This window comes from Peribacillus faecalis, from assembly GCF_014712675.1.
GTDB classification, from domain to species: domain Bacteria; phylum Bacillota; class Bacilli; order Bacillales; family DSM-1321; genus Bacillus_AD; species Bacillus_AD faecalis.
Genome location: NZ_JACXSI010000070.1, coordinates 74,173 through 91,065, shown reverse-complemented (window position 1 = coordinate 91,065; position 16,893 = coordinate 74,173). Strand labels below are relative to the sequence as shown.

Below are 16,893 nucleotides of genomic sequence, written 5' to 3'. Positions count from 1 at the left end.
TGTATCATTTATTATAATGAACTGTTTTGATGTGATATAGAAAAGAATTTAGCGAAACTAGCTGAAAAATTACTTTATAAATTATATGATGAAAGTAATCATATTTCTTAATTTCATAAGATAGGAGAGCTGGTTTATGAAAGTTTCAACAAGAAAGGTTGCCATTGTAGGTACTGGATTGGTCGGTTCAAGTACGGCCTATTCATTGGTTAATCAAAATATTTGCGATGAAATTATGTTGATTGATATCAATCGGGAAAGAGCGGTTGGTGAAGCGATGGATCTTCAGCATTGTGTCGATTTTACAACTACTGCTCGTACGAAGGTAAGTGTCGGTTCCTATGAAGATTGCGGAAATATGGATATTGTCATCATTACAGCGGGGGGGCCTCCAAAACCAGGGCAAACTCGTTTGGATACCCTGGAGGTAAGCGCCTCTATCGCCAAAACAGTTGTCCAAGGGGTGATGGCAAGCGGATTTAACGGCATTTTCCTCGTTGCATCCAATCCGGTAGACATTATTACATACTTAGTTTGGAAGGAATCCGGTCTGCCGCGCAATCAAGTAATCGGAACAGGCACATCAATAGATTCATCGCGTCTAAAGCAAATCTTGTCGCAACACATAGATGTGGACCCGCGCAGCATTCATGGATTTGTTCTGGGAGAACATGGAGATTCTTCATTTGTAGCTTGGTCGCATGTGACAATTGGAACGAAGCCATTTTTGCAGATTATCGATGAGCATAAAGAACGGTTCAGTGATATTAATTTAAATGAAATTCCGGTACAGGTTCAAAAGGCCGGTTTCGAAATATTGGCTCGTAAGGGAACGACATATTATGCGATTGGAAATGCATTAGCTTATATTACCCGTTCAATCTTTAATGATGATTATAAAGTTATCGCTGTTTCCGCTGTGCTTGATGGGGAATATGGAATGACCGATATTTGTATAGGCGTTCCGGCGATTATTACACGTGAAGGTATTAAAGAAATTGTAGAGTTGAACTTAGCACCGGACGAAAAGGTCAAATTTGCTCAATCGAACGACGTGTTAAAAGAGTATATGACGAAGATTTATGCTTAAATTCACTGCTGGTTTTGATTGCGCTCTTCTGTTTTATTATCAATCGGATCGACTGTATGCTTGAATTGATATGCTTTCGTAGTTGTAACAGCAGCTAAAATGATGACAGCAAAAATGATGATGATTGAGATGATTAATACAACAGTCATATTGGCACCACTCCTTTTATTAATTTTATATCCATATTGTACCATGTGGCGATTCTAAAGAATGTAAAGAAAGTTACGATATTATATAGGAATTGATTTTTTAGAAGGGGGGGGGGCGGGGCTTATGGAACTTAGCGCAAATGATGAGGATTCAATTAGCGAGTCTGCAACAGACGGTCAGTTTGAGTGTTTGCAGAGTCAGCTCTCGACAAGTGCTGCTCAAGCAGTCGTTATGCAAAATGATATGCAGGCAGCTCAGCCGCAAGCGGCACCGCATCCTTATGCTGGCAATATTATTGATTTAAAGACATAAGATATATCAAGTGAAAAGAGACAGTAAGAGATGGTGTGAAATCCAAACTCTTATGTCTCTTTTTTCTGTAACAATATTTTAAGGGCTGCTCCTCCTCAATGAATATTGCGAAAATCATGAGAAGATGGATCTTTAGTGCTTGCCGGATTCGTTAGAGCAAACTTTTCTTTTAAAGTTTCGGTAATGTATACGCCCATAAAGCTTCGTAATTCCAGTTCATCCATTTCTGTTACATATTCCAAAATTTCTTCTTTGCTCAGCTGCTCCAATACAGCGAGAACAAGAATATCGATATCTTCATCGTCACCGGTAAGCTTGGATCGGTAATGCTCGAATAAATCATCAATTAATTTCAAATTAAACACCCCATTTTATGTAAAGTAGTGAAGAAGAACATGCAGATATTAATAGAAATCATATAATAGGTAAGGACAAATATTGCTTATAGCAAATTTGTTTTCTCCCCGTCATACAAAGTGCCACTATAATGAAATACCCTCATTTCTTCAATAATAATCAAATTCCCGGAACTCTCTGTTTAATAGTTAGCAACCTGTTATTTCATATATTTATGAAAGAGGTGTTAAAATGAAGAAGCTAGGTCTTATCTTACCGATTTTTGCATTTTTAAGCGGCAGCATTATTAATGTTAGTCAAAATAGCGCAAATTACACGCAATGGCTGCTCTTAGCATTAGCTGTTTTATTGGGAATAGACTTTATAAGCTATCTTTTTTCCGAGAAAATAGCGAAACAGCTCCAATGGATCAAAGTTTTAAAAGAGGTATACAAAAATATTCTAGTCGGCGGGGTCATTGTCATCAGTTTTATATTGGATGGCATCCTTCAGACAGGAGAAACAATGAGGCATGCTACTATCATTTTTTATATAGGATATGAAATGATGATAATTTTAAATTATGCTGTTCAAATGGGTTTGCCTTTGCCGGCAAAGCTGGAAGAGTTCATGAAAGAATTCAAAAAGTAAGTGTTTCATGAGGAGGACTATATGGATTACACATTTGCTGATGTGCTTGGCTCTCAAGTGCATTTCTCTACCGAATTTCATCCCCTTTCTTCTGAACCGAAGCATGTATTGGTTATTGTGCGAAGTCCGGAAGGCTGGGTATTGACGAAACATAAAACAAGAGGATTGGAGTTCCCGGGCGGAAAGCTCGAGAAGGGAGAAACAATCGAACAAGCGGCGATTCGTGAGGTTTGGGAAGAGACTGGGGCGATTATAAAAGAGCTTCATTATATCGGACAGTATTCAGTGGATGATGGGCAAGATTTTTTTGTGAAAGACGTGTACTTTGCTCAAACGGAAGCACTGCAACAGAAAGAGAACTATTTAGAAACGGACGGTCCGATGATTTTACCGCAATTGCCGGATTCCTTCGATGAAGAGCAGTATAGCTTTATTATGCGAGATCAAGTTATGAAGCTAAGTTTGCAAATAATTAAAGAAAAGCATTCTTTGTAACATTATAGTCCCGTATTTTTACGTTTGGGACTATAATGTTATTTTTAATTAGATAGCTGTCTAACCTTACACCTGCCATGCTCGGTCCTAAGCAGCTTCCCCCAAGAAACCAAAGGCAGGTTTCTTGCGTGATTCTTCTTAGTCCTCCCGCATGGCTCCTTTTTGATTTGTAACCCATATCGTAAGAAGGTATGCATCTGAAGTTCACTGGAAGTCCGGAGTATGCGCATTACCAAAAAGGACCGGTAACGGTTTTTCTTTATGCAGCATCATCGTTTAATTAACTTGCGCTCAAGCATCTCAACTAACTGATACATGATGGTCGCGAATAGGGCAATCATCAGCAGTGAAAGCATCACTAATGTAAAATTGAAGACTTGAAATCCGTAAATAATCATATAACCAAGACCTTTTGCGGAAACAAGAAACTCTCCGACTATGACACCGACCCAAGATAATCCGACATTTACCTTTAAAGTAGAGATAATGACCGGCATTGAAGAAGGGAGAATAGCTTCCTGAAAGGATTGCCGTTTGGTCGCTCCGAATGTTTGCAATACTTTCAGGTAGTTATAGTCGACTTCTTTAAAAGATGTGTAGACGACGATAGTAGTGATGATAACGGAAATGATTGCTCCCATTGCAATAATAGAGGTAAAACCGGGACCTAATGCTACGATTAGTATCGGTCCGAGTGCAACTTTTGGCATAGCGTTCAAAATGACCAAATAAGGATCGGCAATCTTTGAGAAAAAAGGGAACCACCAGAGCGTAGCTGCGAGCAATGTCCCGGCAAGTGTTCCAAGAACAAAGCCGAGAACGGTTTCGAATAAGGTAACACCTATGTTCGATAACAAAGAGCCGTCGTTGATTTTCTCAATGAAGAGGGAAGCAACCTTTGTCGGCGAACTGAAAATAAGCGGGTCAATCCATGAAAAGCGGCTGGCTATTTCCCAAAGCGAAAAGAAAGTGATGAATATCAGAGCCTGATAGATGCGGACAAGTCGCTTCTCTTTTATGATGCTTTGCAAAAATTGATGATGCAATTGTTTAATGTTCATTTGTATGCTCTTCAATGGCTTCAAACTCCTTCCAAATCGTTTGAAATAATGAAGAGAACTTCGCGTGATTTCGCGCTTCAAACGGTGTGATTGTTCTCATTTCATCCGGCACGTCAAATGTACGGAAGACCTTGCCGGGATTAGCTGAAAACAAGTAAATCCGATCACTCATCGCAATAGCTTCCCCGATGTCGTGAGTAACAAGTATAGCGGTTTTTTTAAATGTCTTTAATGTGGAGAAAACGAGATCCTCCAGCTTAAGCTTTGTAACATAATCAAGAGCTGAGAAAGGCTCGTCAAGCAGCAGCACTTTCGGGTCGGTTGCTAAGGTACGCACGAGAGCAACCCTTTGTCTCATACCTCCGGATAGCTGATTAGGAAATGAATTTTCCGTATCGGAAAGTCCGATTTCATTTAATAGCTTCAGCGTTCGGATTTCGAGATTGGGCTGAGGACTTTTTTGGAGCTTCAATCCCAGCAATATATTTTCTTTAATTGTCTTCCATGGAAACAAATAATCTTGCTGCAGCATGTAGCCGATTTCTTGTTTATCACTGGCTGTTAATGGCGCTCCATCCAAATGTAGCGTACCGTGCACAGGATTCAGAAGCCCGGCGATGATTGAGAGCAGAGTCGTCTTGCCGCAACCGCTCGGACCAAGAATTGATATGAATTCTCCTTTTCCGATGCTGAGTGAAATATCTTCAAGGGCTAAGTTTGCTTGCTTTTCAGTGAAGTAAACGTGGTGAATATTGTTAAGAGTAAGGAAGCTCATTTAGTAAAGCCTCCTCACTCATTTTCTAGCGCTTTTTGGGCAAAATCAGTATTGACCAGTGTTGCATGATCAACATCTGAAGGCAGCTCTCCGGCTTCACCCATAATAGCCTTTAAATTATTCCATTCATCTTCATCTAAAATAGGATCAGTCGCAAATGAATCTTGATTTTTATAACGATCGACAACAGTCTCAATCAGTTCAACACTCGTGTCTTCAAAGTATGGCAAAATGACTTCAGCGACTTCTGCAGCGCTTTTATCTTGTACCCATGTTTGTGCTTTTAGGATGGCGTTTGTGAATTTTTGTACCGTCTCTGATTCTTTATCTAAATAACTGGTTTTAGACATGAACGTTGTGTAAGGAACCTTACCGGATTCCATTCCAAAGGAAGCGACAATATGACCTTTTCCTTCTTGTTCAAATATGCTTGCCTGTGGTTCGAATAATTGAACAAAGTCACCTGTTCCTCCCAAGAAGGCATTCGGTATATTGGCAAAATCAACATTTTGAATGAGGTTTAAATCGGAAAACGGGTCAATGCCATGTTGCTTCAATACATATTCTCCAACCATTTGAGGCATGCCGCCCTTGCGCTGTCCTAAAAATTCACTGTCCTTTAACATATCCCAAGAGAAGTCGGCAATCTCTTCACGAGCTACGAGGAAGGTACCGTCTGTTTGTGTGAGTTGGGCAAAATTTATTACAGAGTCTTTCGAGCCCTGAGCATGCACATAAATCGATGTTTCAGAACCGACTAATGCCACATCAGCTCCGTCAGCCAGCAAAGTAGTCATCGTTTTATCGCCGCCCCACGTTGTTGTCAATTTAATCTCCAGGTCTTCTTCTTCAAAGAAGCCTTGTTCAATTGCAACATAAAGAGGTGCATAAAAGATGGAGCGTGTTACTTCCGCGACACGAACTGTTTTTGTTTCAGTACTGCTGCACGCTGTAATGAAGACGGCAAGTGATATAATAAGCGATAATTGGATGAATATTCTTATCTGCTTTTTCAATGCGGGTTCCTCCTTAATTAAGTAATATAGGCACTGCTTAGTACGATATCGTATGCACTATAGAAAATTGTGTGATTGCCTATGGAACTCGAATGATAATTCTTCAATGAACTTTAGGAATAAACGAGAGGTTGATTTCTTTGACACAAATAGATGGAACAATTGTTTCGATACAGCCATTCCCGTCGCCGAATCCGTCCGTCCGCTTATCTACCGTCACCTACATAAGCAGCGGATTGAGAGTGAAAGGATTATTGGCTGAACCGGATGGAAATGAACCGATGGACGGTTTTGTATATTTGCGAGGCGGCATTAACAATGTCGGAAAAGTAAGGCCTGGCCGCATTATTCAATTTGCGGCTGAAGGAATGATTGTGTTTGCTCCTTACTATCGAGGCAATTTAGGCGGTGAGGGCTTTGAGGATTTTGCCGGCGATGATCGTAATGATGCGATAGCGGCAGTCAAGGTTCTTGAGCAACTGAAAAGAGTCAATAAAATACATGTATTTGGATTTTCACGAGGCGGCATTATGGCATTATGGACAGCTGTTTCTGTGTCTGGCATATGCTCTCTTGTTATTTGGGCCGGTGTCAGTGATATGGTGTTGACTTATGAAGAGCGAGTCGATATGCGCAGGATGATGAAGCGAGTCATTGGTGGAACTCCTTCCAAGTACCCGGAGCTATATAATAAAAGAACACCGGATGAAGAGCTAAAGAAGCTGGAGTGTCCAATATTAATTATTCATGGTGAGCGTGACAGCAATGTTTCGATTGAGCAAGCAAAGCTTCTTCAAAGCAGGCTGAAGAAATACGGAAAGAAAATGGAGACGTGGTACTTTGCTGATTTCACACATTTCTTCCCTCCTCAGGAAAATCGAGATACAGTGAAAAAATTAGTAAACTGGATGAAAGCGCATAGCCAGTCATGATAAAATAGGTGAAAAGGGGGAATCATTATGGGAATGCCATTAGAGCTTAATACAATGATTGTCACAAAGGGAAAAGAAAAAAGACTGGGCACTAGCAATGATTTTACTTTAACGAAAAGCGGTTACCGAATTTATCCATTGGATATTCCGATTTCTGTGCAAAAAACAAAGCATAGTGAGTTAATCGGTACCGGTATTGTAAAGAAGGTAACTTGGGAAGACAATCAAACAATAGTTACATATGAATTGACATCACTTCATTCCACTAATTAACAGACCGTAAATGGGTCTGTTTTTTTTCTCTACTATAATGGCTTTGAAAATGGCTTTGAAAAATCATATAGGAAGGTCCATTGGTTGTTATTGAGGTAGATGGTGTCAAACAAGAGCTGATTTCAGGAGACGTTACGGCAGGAGATGTTCTCATATTTAAAGAAGGCAAACGGCAAAAAGATAATGCGGCAACAAAAACAAACCGTATAACACAACAATTAACAATGTAAACCGCACCGATATTTCAGTGCGGTTTTTCTTTGGTATAAAAGGATTTATATGAAAACAACGCCTCTTTTGGTTACTTAATTGGCATAGTAATTAGCTTGTTATTTAACACCGTGACAATAGCTATTGTCAGTTTGCGATTTGGCTTGTTAATTCGCTTGTGAAAACCATAGATGATTAAACGAGAAGGAATACGAGGGAACATAATCGAATATTTAATTAAGGTTAAATTCGGTCTAACCTTATAAAACGAAGGACAGGTTAGTGGAAGAAGGGAGTTGTTTTTTTGTGGCAGGGTATAACTCTCTGTCCCTTATTTTGTTTTGTTTTAGTTATTCAATAGAGCGAATATAATATATAAAAAGCAAGCTAAAAAAAAGGCTGGTATTATCCCTATACTTGCACGTATTAAATATAGTTTAACAGGCTTCGATGTATAATTATCTAATTGGATTTTACTCACATAGTGAGACACAATCAGAATTGTTGAGACTACTATAAAAAAGACAACCGTGCTATTAACCATAGAGAAACACGTCCTTATCCTGTTTTAGGTTTATAATATATGTAGAAAATGGATGGCACAAGAGAATAAAGTAATAGTTTTTATTCAACTAGCAGGGGCGATTGCGAAATATGAGCAGTCGCTTTTTCATTAACGAAGCAGGTTAGCGGATGAAGATGTTAATAATTCAAAAAGCAAAATCTAATGAAAGTTTACGTTATAATGTTTAACAAAGTAGATATGATTTGAGGAGAAGTAATGTGATTAAATACGAAAATCAGTTGATAGAAATTATTAAAACAGACGACTACATAATATCTTTATTAAAAGCCGTTGAGAAGTTAAATTTAAATGATGCTTGGATTTCTGCTGGACTCATTAGAAATAAAGTATGGGATGTTTTACACAACATTAATACACCAATAAATGACATTGATGTTGTATATTTCGATAGGTCAGATACAACTTGGGAAACAGAAAAAGAATTAGAAAAAAAATTAGAAATTATAGTTCCTAATCAACCCTGGTCAGTAAAAAATCAGGCAAGAATGCATTTGAAAAATGGATTTGAACCTTATAATTCTTCTTTTGATGGCGTTGCCCATTTTACTGAAATACCTACTGCAATTGCTGTAAAAATGTGTAATAGTGAATTAGAAATAATGGCTCCATACGGACTAGAGGATTTGTTTAAAAAGATAGTTAAACCTACTCCCTACTATCAAAATGATAGAAAGTTACATTCAATATACAGTGAACGTATGAGGGTGAAAAAATGGGATACAATCTGGACCGGCTTATTTATAGAAGCTTAATGTTATTCTTCAGCGAAGATGGCATTCTTTTTATCCTCTTTTTATGACATTATGCTTGTAAGTAATGTTAACTAGAATTTAGTGTCTCTTTGAGTATGAAAGCTAGGTTGAATTGTGAAATACTTTACTTAAACAAAACCAGCTAATAGTTTGTCAAACATTTCACTTAATCATATAATTTTGACATGCTATACTGAAAATAAGGCATGACAAATAAACTTCCTTCAACGTTATGGAAGTTCCTTGAATATATGTGAAAATTTATTTTAAGCAACATCTTGGAATGTTGTTTTGGTTTTCAAAAGAGCGTAAATCCAACCTAAAAGCTTGTTAGCACAGGCAATAATGGATACTCGATACGGTTTTCCTTCGTCCCGTTTTTTGTCGTAAAACTCACGTAGTCTCTTGTTTCTAGGGATGAGTTCTTTTGTCGTTCGTTTTTTACGTGCATCTCGAATGGCACATCGGACAGCTGTAAACAAGGCATGTCTAAGCCTGCTGGAACCCCTTTTCGTGATGTGATTCTTGGTACCTTTGAAGGTGCCAGACTCGAATACGCTAGGATCGATTCCCGCAAAGGCAACTAACTTTTTAGGGTGATTAAACCGATCTATTTCTCCAATTTCAGAAATAATCGTTGCCGCGATTTTTTCACCGATTCCAGGAATGGATTGGATAATCTTATATTCTTCTATATTTTTTGCTAAAGCATCTATCTCTTCTTCAAGCTTGGATAGATGCTTTTTGTACTCAAGAAGAATCTTAATAAGCATCTCTAAACTAATCAGGTGGCTATGATATAAGGTCTGCTGAAATGGATTTCGCTTAGCTGCTTTCATCAGTTTGGTAGCTTGATTACGGGCCCATTTCTGAGATCGGCTCTTGCACAGTTCCTTAATCTTCATAGATAAGGTCTCTTCACCAGCCTCCAAGATCTCTTCAGAGGTTGGGAAGGCTGATAAAGTAAGTAAAGAGACATCCGAATATAACTCTCCAAATACACCTACATACTCTGGAAATACTTGATCCAGCACGGATTGAAACTGCAACTTCGTCTGCACAAACATACCTGTCAAATTCTCGTGCTGTCTCGTCAGATTACGCAGGTTTAAAAGCTGAATGCCTCGCTTTTTATATGGCTCTAAATCCTCTTTGTAATACAGCTCGCAGAGGTGGTGGGCATCAATTATGTCTGTTTTGACCTTACGTAAACTCGAACTTTTTGCTTTATATGAAATGAGTGGGTTCACAATGATTAACAGATAACCTCTTTTTTCGAAATACTGTACAACAGGCATATGATAATGCCCGGTGGACTCCAAAATGAAGGGAGGTTTTGAGCCTGTTAAGTTTTCTATCTCTTTGACAAATGCATGTAGTTCCTGTAATCCTTCTAGTGTATGTGCGACTTTAAAGCTCTTTTTATAGGGTGTCTTTTTCTCCAAGAATGCTTGAACCTGACTTTCTCCTTTTGCGACATCCAGACCAATGACTGGATTCATGATGATCTCCTCCTCCTCAATAAATTAGCTGGTAACCCCTAGATGGCTCCTTATAGTGTCATAGCTTCGCTTGTTATACGGGATCTAAGTCCCAACCAGCTTCAATCATGTTTCTATAAGTAGGGGGCGAACGGTTTAGTTGTCGGGATTGAATCCCACAGGGGCTTACGTTCTACCCCAGCTACCTCTAGTATTCTAGACCTCAAACAAAAAGGTCAACCAATTAACTTGGTCAACCTTATAATACGAACAGGGGCTTTAGTTTAATAAGAAAAGAGAAACCGTCAGAGAATCTTTAAATTTCCTCTGACGGTTTTTGTGTTAATTGTATATCTAATAAGGGTGCTAATTATCTTATTGAATCGGACCGCCTAATTCTTTAATGCTTGTTGCGACATTAGAGAATTTTTTGAAGTTCTCACGGAATTTCGCAGCTAATTCTTTTGCTTTTGCTTCGTAAGCCGCTTTGTCATTCCAAGTTTTGTGCGGTTGCAGAACATCATCAGGCACACCTGGTACGTGCTGCGGTATTTCAAGTCCGAAAATAGCGTCTTTTACAGTTTCAACGTTATTTAAGTCTCCTTCAAGAGCAGCTTGAATCATAGCGCGAGTATAAGCAAGCTTCATGCGGCTGCCGACTCCGTATTCTCCGCCAGTCCAACCAGTGTTAACTAAAAATACATTTGCGTTGTGCTCGTCGATTTTTTGTCCGAGCATTTCAGCGTAAACCGTTGCAGGAAGCGGTAAGAACGGTGAACCGAAGCAAGTTGAGAAAGTTGCTTCCGGAGACGTAATTCCACGCTCAGTTCCAGCTAGTTTACTAGTGTAACCGCTTAGGAAGTGATACATTGCTTGTTCTTTTGACAGTTTGCTGATTGGAGGCAATACGCCGAATGCATCAGCAGTCAGGAAAATAATTGTGTTAGGGTGTCCAGCGATACTTGGAACGATAATGTTATCCATTGCATCAATTGGATAAGCAGCACGTGTATTTTCCGTTAATGATTTGTCCGCATAGTCCGCTACTCTTGTATTTTCATCTAAAACAACATTTTCTAATACAGAGCCGAATCGGATAGAATCAAAGATTTGAGGCTCTTTTTCTCTCGTAAGGTCGATACATTTCGCATAGCAGCCGCCTTCAATGTTGAATACGCCATTTGAAGACCATCCATGCTCATCATCACCGATCAATTTACGGTTAGGATCAGCGGATAATGTTGTTTTACCTGTTCCGGATAGACCGAAGAATAAAGCAACATCTCCTTCTTTTCCTACGTTTGCTGAACAGTGCATCGGAAGGATTCCTTGCTCAGGCAATAAATAGTTCATTACAGAGAAGATTGATTTTTTCATTTCTCCGGCATATTCCGTACCACCGATTAAAACGGTTTTATGCTTGAATGAAATGATAATGAAAGTTTCTGATTTTGTTCCATCCACTGCAGGGTCAGCTTTAAAATTAGGGGCTGAAATGACTGTGAATTGAGTTTCATGCGTTTTCAGCTCATCTTCTGTCGGACGGATGAATAACTGATGTGCAAATAAATTGTGCCATGCATACTCATTGATGACTGTAATAGGTAAGCGGGATTTCGTATCAGCGCCAGCGTAGCCATTAAATACGAATATTTCGTCTTTTTCTTTTAAATATGACAGTACTTTGTTATACAAGTTTAAAAAGACTTCCTCAGAGATAGGCTCATTGACAGATCCCCAGTCAATTTTGTCTTTAGAAGTTTCTTCTTCTACAGTATATTTGTCCTTAGGGGAACGCCCAGTATATTTACCTGTTTCTGCTTTAACGGCACCGGTAGATGACAGTACACCTTCGTTTCGTTGCAAGACCTTTTCAACCAATTGTGGTACAGACAGTTGTACACTTATGTTAGCTCCATGTAGTAACGCATGCAGCTCATTTGTAATTTCAATTGTATTCATTATGAGATACCATCCTTTATCTATAATGTTATTTTAGATGTTTAATAAACTTATCAAATAGTATAACACATTAAAATAAATAGTCTATACTAATTTGACTTAAATTCAGAAAGTTATTTCAATTAAGGTGCCGGTTGCAGGTCGTCTTTGCATTGTATGCCAGAAGCACTGTTCAATCTAATTATACAATGGTTTGCCTCATTATAAACGAATGATTAGCTTAAAAACATAAAACATTCAAATAATTTCGTTATACTTTTGAAAATCATCACAGAGTGTTATTGTTGACAATTAAATTGTTTGTGTTATCATTCTTAAATGAACGGATTCTCTTATCCTGAGTTGGTGGAGGGAACAGGCCCTACGAAACCCAGCAACCTGCTTATTAAGCAAAGGTGCTAACCTGGTGCAAGGCAATGGTCCTTGAACGATAAGAGCGAAAGGCTAAATGTACAAACGATCACTACCTTTCCTCAAAATCAAGGAGAGGTTTTTTTATTTGCATAAGCGTAAAAAAACTTCTTTTCAACCACTCTAATTTTCTCATTCCAAGAGAAATGAATCCCGTCAACAAAAGAGGGAAAAATGAATAGTAATAATCATTCATATTACCTCGAACACAATTGAGGAGGGTACTTTGATGTCCAATAAACGTAGACTATTTACTTCTGAGTCAGTAACAGAAGGTCATCCGGATAAAATCTGTGACCAAATTTCTGACAGTATTTTAGACGCCATTTTGGAGAAAGATCCAAATGCGCGCGTAGCATGTGAAACTTCCGTAACAACAGGTTTAGTGCTTGTTGCCGGTGAAATCACGACTAGCACTTATGTTGATATACCGAAAACGGTGCGCGATACGATTAAAGAAATCGGCTATACTCGCGCAAAATATGGTTTCGATGCAGAGACATGTGCAGTATTAACTTCTATTGATGAGCAATCTGCCGACATCGCTGCGGGTGTAGACAAGGCGCTTGAAGCAAGAGAAGGCTCAATGAGCGAAGAAGAATTAGATGCAATCGGTGCGGGAGACCAAGGTTTAATGTTTGGTTTCGCGTGTAATGAAACAGAGGAGCTTATGCCTTTGCCGATTTCATTAGCACATAAACTTTCAAGACGTTTAGCGGAAGTTCGTAAAGATGAGACACTTGCATATTTACGTCCGGACGGCAAAACGCAAGTAACAGTCGAATATGACGAAAATAACAAACCGGTGCGTATTGACACAATAGTTATTTCAACGCAACATAACCCTGAAGTAACGCTTGAGCAAATTCAGAACGACATTAAGAAGCATGTCATTAACCCTGTTGTTCCTGCCGAATTGATTGATGAACAAACAAAATACTTCATCAATCCTACCGGCCGTTTCGTAATTGGCGGACCTCAAGGTGATGCCGGATTGACAGGCCGTAAAATCATCGTTGATACGTATGGAGGCTATGCACGTCACGGAGGCGGTGCCTTCTCAGGTAAGGATGCGACTAAAGTTGACCGTTCGGCAGCTTATGCGGCTCGCTATGTGGCGAAAAACATTGTTGCTGCAGGCTTAGCTGATAAAGCTGAAGTTCAGCTTGCGTATGCAATTGGTGTAGCGAGACCTGTATCGATCGCTATCGACACGTTCGGAACCGGTAAAGTCGAAGAAGATGTTCTTGTATCAGCTGTTGAGAAAATCTTTGATTTACGCCCAGCTGGCATCATCAAAATGTTGGATCTTCGCAGACCGATATACAAAGGCACAGCCGCGTATGGTCACTTTGGACGTACAGATCTTGACCTTCCTTGGGAAAGAACAGACAAAGCTGAGGAAATTAAAGCAGCTGTAGCTAATAACTAAATTGAAAAAAAGCCTCATGCATTTGCATGGGCTTTTTTTGCTTCTTAAGAAAGTATAAATTTTTGAACTTGGAAAGCTGTCTAACCTTATACCTGCCATGCTCGGAGGCCTACAGGATGTAGGTCATATCGACAAAGACATTCGGGCGTGGTGATTTTAGCCGATGTTCATTACTTGTTGCCTCCCCCAAGAAACCAAAGGCGGGTTTCTCGTGTGATTGATCTTAGTCCTCCCGCATGTCTCCTTTTCCATTGAAGTAAATTCAAGAGGCGGACTCAAAAATGAAAAAGGACCGGTAACAGTTTTTCTTTCTTTATCGGTATTTAATCATCTGTGATAAAATAGCTTGTATAAGGTGTCAGTTTATTTAGATTGTAAATTTTTGTAGTATTGTCCCTTTTCAGCGTATTCTCGGCTAATACGAAGCATGTCTTTAATATCTTCTTCGTTTAGTTCGCGAACAACTTTAGCCGGTCTGCCGAAAGCCATTGCTCCAGGCGGAATGACTTTGCCTTGAGGAACGAGACTGCCCGCTCCGATGAAGGCTCCTTCGCCAATTTCGGCACCGTCTAATATAATCGAGCCCATACCGATGAGCGCACCTTTTCTAATTTTACAGCTATGCAGAATAACACTATGGCCGATTGTTACGTCATCTTCAAGAATTAGCGGATTATTAGGACTTTGATGCAAAACAGAGTTGTCTTGAATATTGACTCTGTTTCCAATAATAGTAGGAGCTACGTCTCCCCGAATAACAGAGTTAAACCAGACGCTTGATTGTTCCCCGATGACTACATCTCCGGTAACAACTGCATAATCAGCTATGTATGCGCTTTCGTGAATTGTAGGTGTTTTTTGATGATAAGGATAGATTGCCATTTTTTACGCTCCTTTGATAAATTGCCCTTTAAGTTTGGATTATATATAATAGTTTAACTAGACAATGACAGTTCTGTATACTTTTAAGCTTTTAAATAGTTATACATAAGACGTTGACAACAAATATCCTAAAGGAGGATAAAGCATGTATAGATGGGAAGCTGCGGGCGATGCCAAAGCAGTAATCGTAATAGTACATGGGTTTGTGGAGCATCAGGGAAGGTACACTTGGTTAATTGATCAGTGGCGTTCCGAGGGATACCATGTCATAATGGGGGATTTGCCGGGACACGGTTTGACATCAAGAGCAAGTAGAGGTCACATAGACTCCTTTGGAGAATATATTCAGGCAGTGAAAGAATGGGTACACAGTGCTTATTCATACAGTTTGCCGATTTTTTTATTAGGGCATAGTTTAGGCGGATTGATTTCAATTCGTTTATTGCAGGAATCAGAGCTGAATATAGCTGGTACGATTTTGACTTCACCATGTCTTGGACTACTTCAATATCCGCCAAAAACAGTGCATGCTGCCAGTGCTTTGTTAAACATCGCCTATCCAACATTTAAAACTTCTACCAAAATCTCCGTTGACATGCTGACGAGAAACGAAGAACTTCGCGATCCGAAGAACAGTGAATCGTTATTTATGCCGAAAATCTCTGTTCGTTATTATCGTGAACTGTTGACTGGTATTAAGGAAGCTTTTGAGAATATTCCGGATTTGGAAGATGTTCCGATTATGGTGATGCAGGCAGGAGATGATCGCCTGATTAATAAGACGAATGTCCGAGAGTGGTTTAATTTTATATCAAGCAGCGAGAAGTATTATAAAGAATGGCCTGGTCTTTTTCATGAGCTTTTCTTTGAACCGGAAAGGGAAGATGTGTTTTTTTATGCAAAAGGATTCGTTGAAAATCGCTTGCGTACATTAGGGTATGTTGTTTCATAAAAGGAGGAGCTACTTGTGAAGATTCCGGCCACACCAATAACGTTAATGAATAAAGTATATAAAGAGATTTTTCCTGAGGTGCAAAAACAATTGCATCATTGGAAAAGGGAAGCGATGCTCATACCGGATGACGAACTTCGGGAGCAGGCAATCGCCAGTATCGAATATAAAGATTTTCATTGTGAAGGTGGAGCCATTTTAGCAATTTTGGCGGAAGAGCATAAGCACGAAGCGATTTCATTTATTGTCGCATACCAGACAATCAGCGACTATTTGGATAATTTATGCGATCGCAGCACGTCTCTGTATGATAAGGATTTTGAAGCGCTGCATGAAGCGATGTTTCATTCTTTAATGCAACAGTCAGAGACAGTGAATTACTATCGTTTCCGCAAAGAGCAAGATGATGGCGGATATTTGCAGAAGTTGGTGGAAGCTTGTCAGTCATTTATGAGAAAACTGAATCGTTATGACTGCATTGAGTCTTATTTGCAGGAGCTTTGCACATATTATGCCGATTTGCAAGTGCATAAGCATGTAGCGGTTCATGAGCGGGAGGATCGATTAAAAAAGTGGTTTTCTGTTTATGAGAATCAGCTGCCGAATATGAGCTGGTTTGAATTTTCTGCATGTTCGGGTTCGACACTGGGCATTTTCTGTTTAATATCATCTGCTTTGCGCGATGATTTTGGTGAGAAGCAGGCTGAGCAAATTTATCAAGGCTATTTTCCTTATATTCAAGGGCTCCATATTATGCTTGATTATTTTATTGATCAACAGGAGGATATTGAAGGAGGAGACTTGAATTTCTGCTCCTACTATCAAAACCGTGAAGAACTATACAGCAGAATGGAGCATTTCGTCACAAAAGCAGAGCACTATTTGCAACAATTGCCTCATAAAGATTTTCATAAGCTGATTCATAGCGGTCTGCTCGGTTTATATTTATCAGATGAGAAAGTTGACTCGCAAAAAGAGACGAAGCAGTTGGCGAAAAGAATGGTGAAGCTCGGGGGAGCACAATCACGTTTTTTCTATGTCAATGCAAAGCTGTATCGAACAATTAAGAAACTGATACCCGGCAAGTTTGCTATGTCCGGTGTGAAATTTTAAAAAAGGCCTGTGAGCAAAATA

Annotated in this window: 19 protein-coding genes and 1 riboswitch; of the genes, 11 read left to right on the top strand and 8 right to left on the bottom strand. The window is 39.3% G+C overall.

All coding sequences use genetic code 11. The features are described from left to right. The first annotated feature begins 136 nt into the window (after positions 1 to 136). The gene (locus tag IEO70_RS19650) at positions 137 to 1,090 is read left to right on the top strand and encodes an L-lactate dehydrogenase (protein WP_191000078.1); all 954 of its coding nucleotides are present in this window, start codon (positions 137 to 139) and stop codon (positions 1,088 to 1,090) included. Positions 1,091 to 1,092: 2 nt separating this feature from the next. Here IEO70_RS19650 and ytzI read toward each other — a convergent pair whose 3' ends face one another. Next, positions 1,093 to 1,239, bottom strand: a complete 147-nt coding sequence (ytzI, locus tag IEO70_RS19645) for a YtzI protein (protein WP_191000077.1) — start codon at positions 1,237 to 1,239, stop codon at positions 1,093 to 1,095. 124 nt (positions 1,240 to 1,363) lie between these two features. On the opposite strand from ytzI, the gene IEO70_RS19640 reads away from it, so the two are divergent. Next, the gene (locus tag IEO70_RS19640) at positions 1,364 to 1,552 is read left to right on the top strand and encodes a hypothetical protein (protein WP_191000076.1); all 189 of its coding nucleotides are present in this window, start codon (positions 1,364 to 1,366) and stop codon (positions 1,550 to 1,552) included. Between the two features lie 95 nt (positions 1,553 to 1,647). Here the strand turns inward: IEO70_RS19640 and IEO70_RS19635 are convergent, their stop codons facing one another. Then, positions 1,648 to 1,917: a DUF6154 family protein gene (locus tag IEO70_RS19635; RefSeq protein ID WP_407949813.1), complete on the bottom strand. Its 270-nt coding sequence runs from the start codon at positions 1,915 to 1,917 to the stop codon at positions 1,648 to 1,650. Positions 1,918 to 2,140: 223 nt separating this feature from the next. Here IEO70_RS19635 and IEO70_RS19630 point away from each other — a divergent pair, with 223 nt between their 5' ends. Together IEO70_RS19630 and ytkD are read left to right on the top strand one after the other, a co-directional pair. Beyond that, a complete protein-coding gene (locus IEO70_RS19630; RefSeq protein WP_191000074.1) occupies positions 2,141 to 2,539 on the top strand; it encodes a phage holin family protein in 399 nt (132 codons plus the stop codon). A gap of 21 nt (positions 2,540 to 2,560) precedes the next feature. Then, complete coding sequence (gene ytkD / locus IEO70_RS19625) at positions 2,561 to 3,034, top strand: RNA deprotection pyrophosphohydrolase (protein ID WP_191000073.1); 474 nt, start codon at positions 2,561 to 2,563, stop codon at positions 3,032 to 3,034. Positions 3,035 to 3,303: 269 nt separating this feature from the next. Here ytkD and IEO70_RS19620 read toward each other — a convergent pair whose 3' ends face one another. The 3 genes from IEO70_RS19620 to IEO70_RS19610 are packed head-to-tail and all read right to left on the bottom strand — an operon-like array spanning position 3,304 to position 5,847. Then, positions 3,304 to 4,095 carry an ABC transporter permease gene (locus IEO70_RS19620; protein ID WP_191000097.1) on the bottom strand — a complete coding sequence of 264 codons (792 nt, stop codon included), beginning with the start codon at positions 4,093 to 4,095 and terminating at the stop codon, positions 3,304 to 3,306. Next, positions 4,085 to 4,870 (bottom strand): ABC transporter ATP-binding protein, encoded by a 786-nt coding sequence (locus IEO70_RS19615; RefSeq protein WP_191000072.1) that lies wholly within the window; start codon positions 4,868 to 4,870, stop codon positions 4,085 to 4,087. The genes IEO70_RS19620 and IEO70_RS19615 overlap by 11 nt, the downstream gene beginning before the upstream one ends. 14 nt (positions 4,871 to 4,884) lie before the next feature. After that, positions 4,885 to 5,847, bottom strand: coding sequence for an ABC transporter substrate-binding protein (locus tag IEO70_RS19610; RefSeq protein ID WP_407949820.1), 963 nt, complete (start codon positions 5,845 to 5,847; stop codon positions 4,885 to 4,887). Positions 5,848 to 6,026: 179 nt separating this feature from the next. On the opposite strand from IEO70_RS19610, the gene IEO70_RS19605 reads away from it, so the two are divergent. From IEO70_RS19605 to IEO70_RS19590, 4 genes are all read left to right on the top strand, one after another. Then, positions 6,027 to 6,818, top strand: a complete 792-nt coding sequence (locus tag IEO70_RS19605) for an alpha/beta hydrolase family protein (RefSeq protein ID WP_191000070.1) — start codon at positions 6,027 to 6,029, stop codon at positions 6,816 to 6,818. 27 nt (positions 6,819 to 6,845) lie between these two features. Continuing rightward, entirely contained in the window at positions 6,846 to 7,091 is a 246-nt protein-coding gene (locus IEO70_RS19600; RefSeq protein WP_191000069.1) for a DUF2584 domain-containing protein, read from the top strand. 80 nt (positions 7,092 to 7,171) lie between these two features. Beyond that, complete coding sequence (locus IEO70_RS19595) at positions 7,172 to 7,321, top strand: hypothetical protein (RefSeq protein WP_191000068.1); 150 nt, start codon at positions 7,172 to 7,174, stop codon at positions 7,319 to 7,321. A gap of 763 nt (positions 7,322 to 8,084) precedes the next feature. Continuing rightward, a complete protein-coding gene (locus IEO70_RS19590; RefSeq protein ID WP_191000067.1) occupies positions 8,085 to 8,639 on the top strand; it encodes a nucleotidyltransferase family protein in 555 nt (184 codons plus the stop codon). Positions 8,640 to 8,905: 266 nt separating this feature from the next. On the opposite strand, the gene IEO70_RS19585 is transcribed toward IEO70_RS19590, so the two are convergent. Continuing rightward, entirely contained in the window at positions 8,906 to 10,141 is a 1,236-nt protein-coding gene (locus tag IEO70_RS19585) for an IS110 family RNA-guided transposase (protein ID WP_191000066.1), read from the bottom strand. Positions 10,142 to 10,495: 354 nt separating this feature from the next. After that, positions 10,496 to 12,082 (bottom strand): phosphoenolpyruvate carboxykinase (ATP), encoded by a 1,587-nt coding sequence (pckA, locus tag IEO70_RS19580; protein WP_191000065.1) that lies wholly within the window; start codon positions 12,080 to 12,082, stop codon positions 10,496 to 10,498. Positions 12,083 to 12,411: 329 nt separating this feature from the next. Next, positions 12,412 to 12,519: riboswitch (SAM riboswitch) on the top strand. A 203-nt stretch (positions 12,520 to 12,722) separates the two neighbouring features. Between pckA and metK the strand changes: the two genes are divergently transcribed. Next, positions 12,723 to 13,925: a methionine adenosyltransferase gene (metK, locus tag IEO70_RS19575; RefSeq protein WP_191000064.1), complete on the top strand. Its 1,203-nt coding sequence runs from the start codon at positions 12,723 to 12,725 to the stop codon at positions 13,923 to 13,925. A gap of 363 nt (positions 13,926 to 14,288) precedes the next feature. Here the strand turns inward: metK and IEO70_RS19570 are convergent, their stop codons facing one another. Further along, complete coding sequence (locus IEO70_RS19570; RefSeq protein ID WP_191000063.1) at positions 14,289 to 14,807, bottom strand: gamma carbonic anhydrase; 519 nt, start codon at positions 14,805 to 14,807, stop codon at positions 14,289 to 14,291. A 145-nt stretch (positions 14,808 to 14,952) separates the two neighbouring features. Here IEO70_RS19570 and IEO70_RS19565 point away from each other — a divergent pair, with 145 nt between their 5' ends. Together IEO70_RS19565 and IEO70_RS19560 are read left to right on the top strand one after the other, a co-directional pair. After that, entirely contained in the window at positions 14,953 to 15,759 is an 807-nt protein-coding gene (locus IEO70_RS19565; protein ID WP_191000062.1) for an alpha/beta fold hydrolase, read from the top strand. 45 nt (positions 15,760 to 15,804) lie between these two features. After that, the gene (locus IEO70_RS19560) at positions 15,805 to 16,872 is read left to right on the top strand and encodes a tetraprenyl-beta-curcumene synthase family protein (protein WP_191000096.1); all 1,068 of its coding nucleotides are present in this window, start codon (positions 15,805 to 15,807) and stop codon (positions 16,870 to 16,872) included. Positions 16,873 to 16,893 lie beyond the last annotated feature (21 nt).

Coding starts and splice junctions, on each gene's coding strand:
- IEO70_RS19650 (WP_191000078.1), top strand. CDS start 137: ATGAAAGTTTCAACAAGAAAGGTTGCCATTGTAGGTACTGGATTGGTC.
- ytzI (WP_191000077.1), bottom strand. CDS start 1,239: ATGACTGTTGTATTAATCATCTCAATCATCATCATTTTTGCTGTCATC.
- IEO70_RS19640 (WP_191000076.1), top strand. CDS start 1,364: ATGGAACTTAGCGCAAATGATGAGGATTCAATTAGCGAGTCTGCAACA.
- IEO70_RS19630 (WP_191000074.1), top strand. CDS start 2,141: ATGAAGAAGCTAGGTCTTATCTTACCGATTTTTGCATTTTTAAGCGGC.
- ytkD (WP_191000073.1), top strand. CDS start 2,561: ATGGATTACACATTTGCTGATGTGCTTGGCTCTCAAGTGCATTTCTCT.
- IEO70_RS19620 (WP_191000097.1), bottom strand. CDS start 4,095: ATGAACATTAAACAATTGCATCATCAATTTTTGCAAAGCATCATAAAA.
- IEO70_RS19615 (WP_191000072.1), bottom strand. CDS start 4,870: ATGAGCTTCCTTACTCTTAACAATATTCACCACGTTTACTTCACTGAA.
- IEO70_RS19600 (WP_191000069.1), top strand. CDS start 6,846: ATGGGAATGCCATTAGAGCTTAATACAATGATTGTCACAAAGGGAAAA.
- IEO70_RS19585 (WP_191000066.1), bottom strand. CDS start 10,141: ATGAATCCAGTCATTGGTCTGGATGTCGCAAAAGGAGAAAGTCAGGTT.
- pckA (WP_191000065.1), bottom strand. CDS start 12,082: ATGAATACAATTGAAATTACAAATGAGCTGCATGCGTTACTACATGGA.
- metK (WP_191000064.1), top strand. CDS start 12,723: ATGTCCAATAAACGTAGACTATTTACTTCTGAGTCAGTAACAGAAGGT.
- IEO70_RS19570 (WP_191000063.1), bottom strand. CDS start 14,807: ATGGCAATCTATCCTTATCATCAAAAAACACCTACAATTCACGAAAGC.
- IEO70_RS19565 (WP_191000062.1), top strand. CDS start 14,953: ATGTATAGATGGGAAGCTGCGGGCGATGCCAAAGCAGTAATCGTAATA.
- IEO70_RS19560 (WP_191000096.1), top strand. CDS start 15,805: ATGAATAAAGTATATAAAGAGATTTTTCCTGAGGTGCAAAAACAATTG.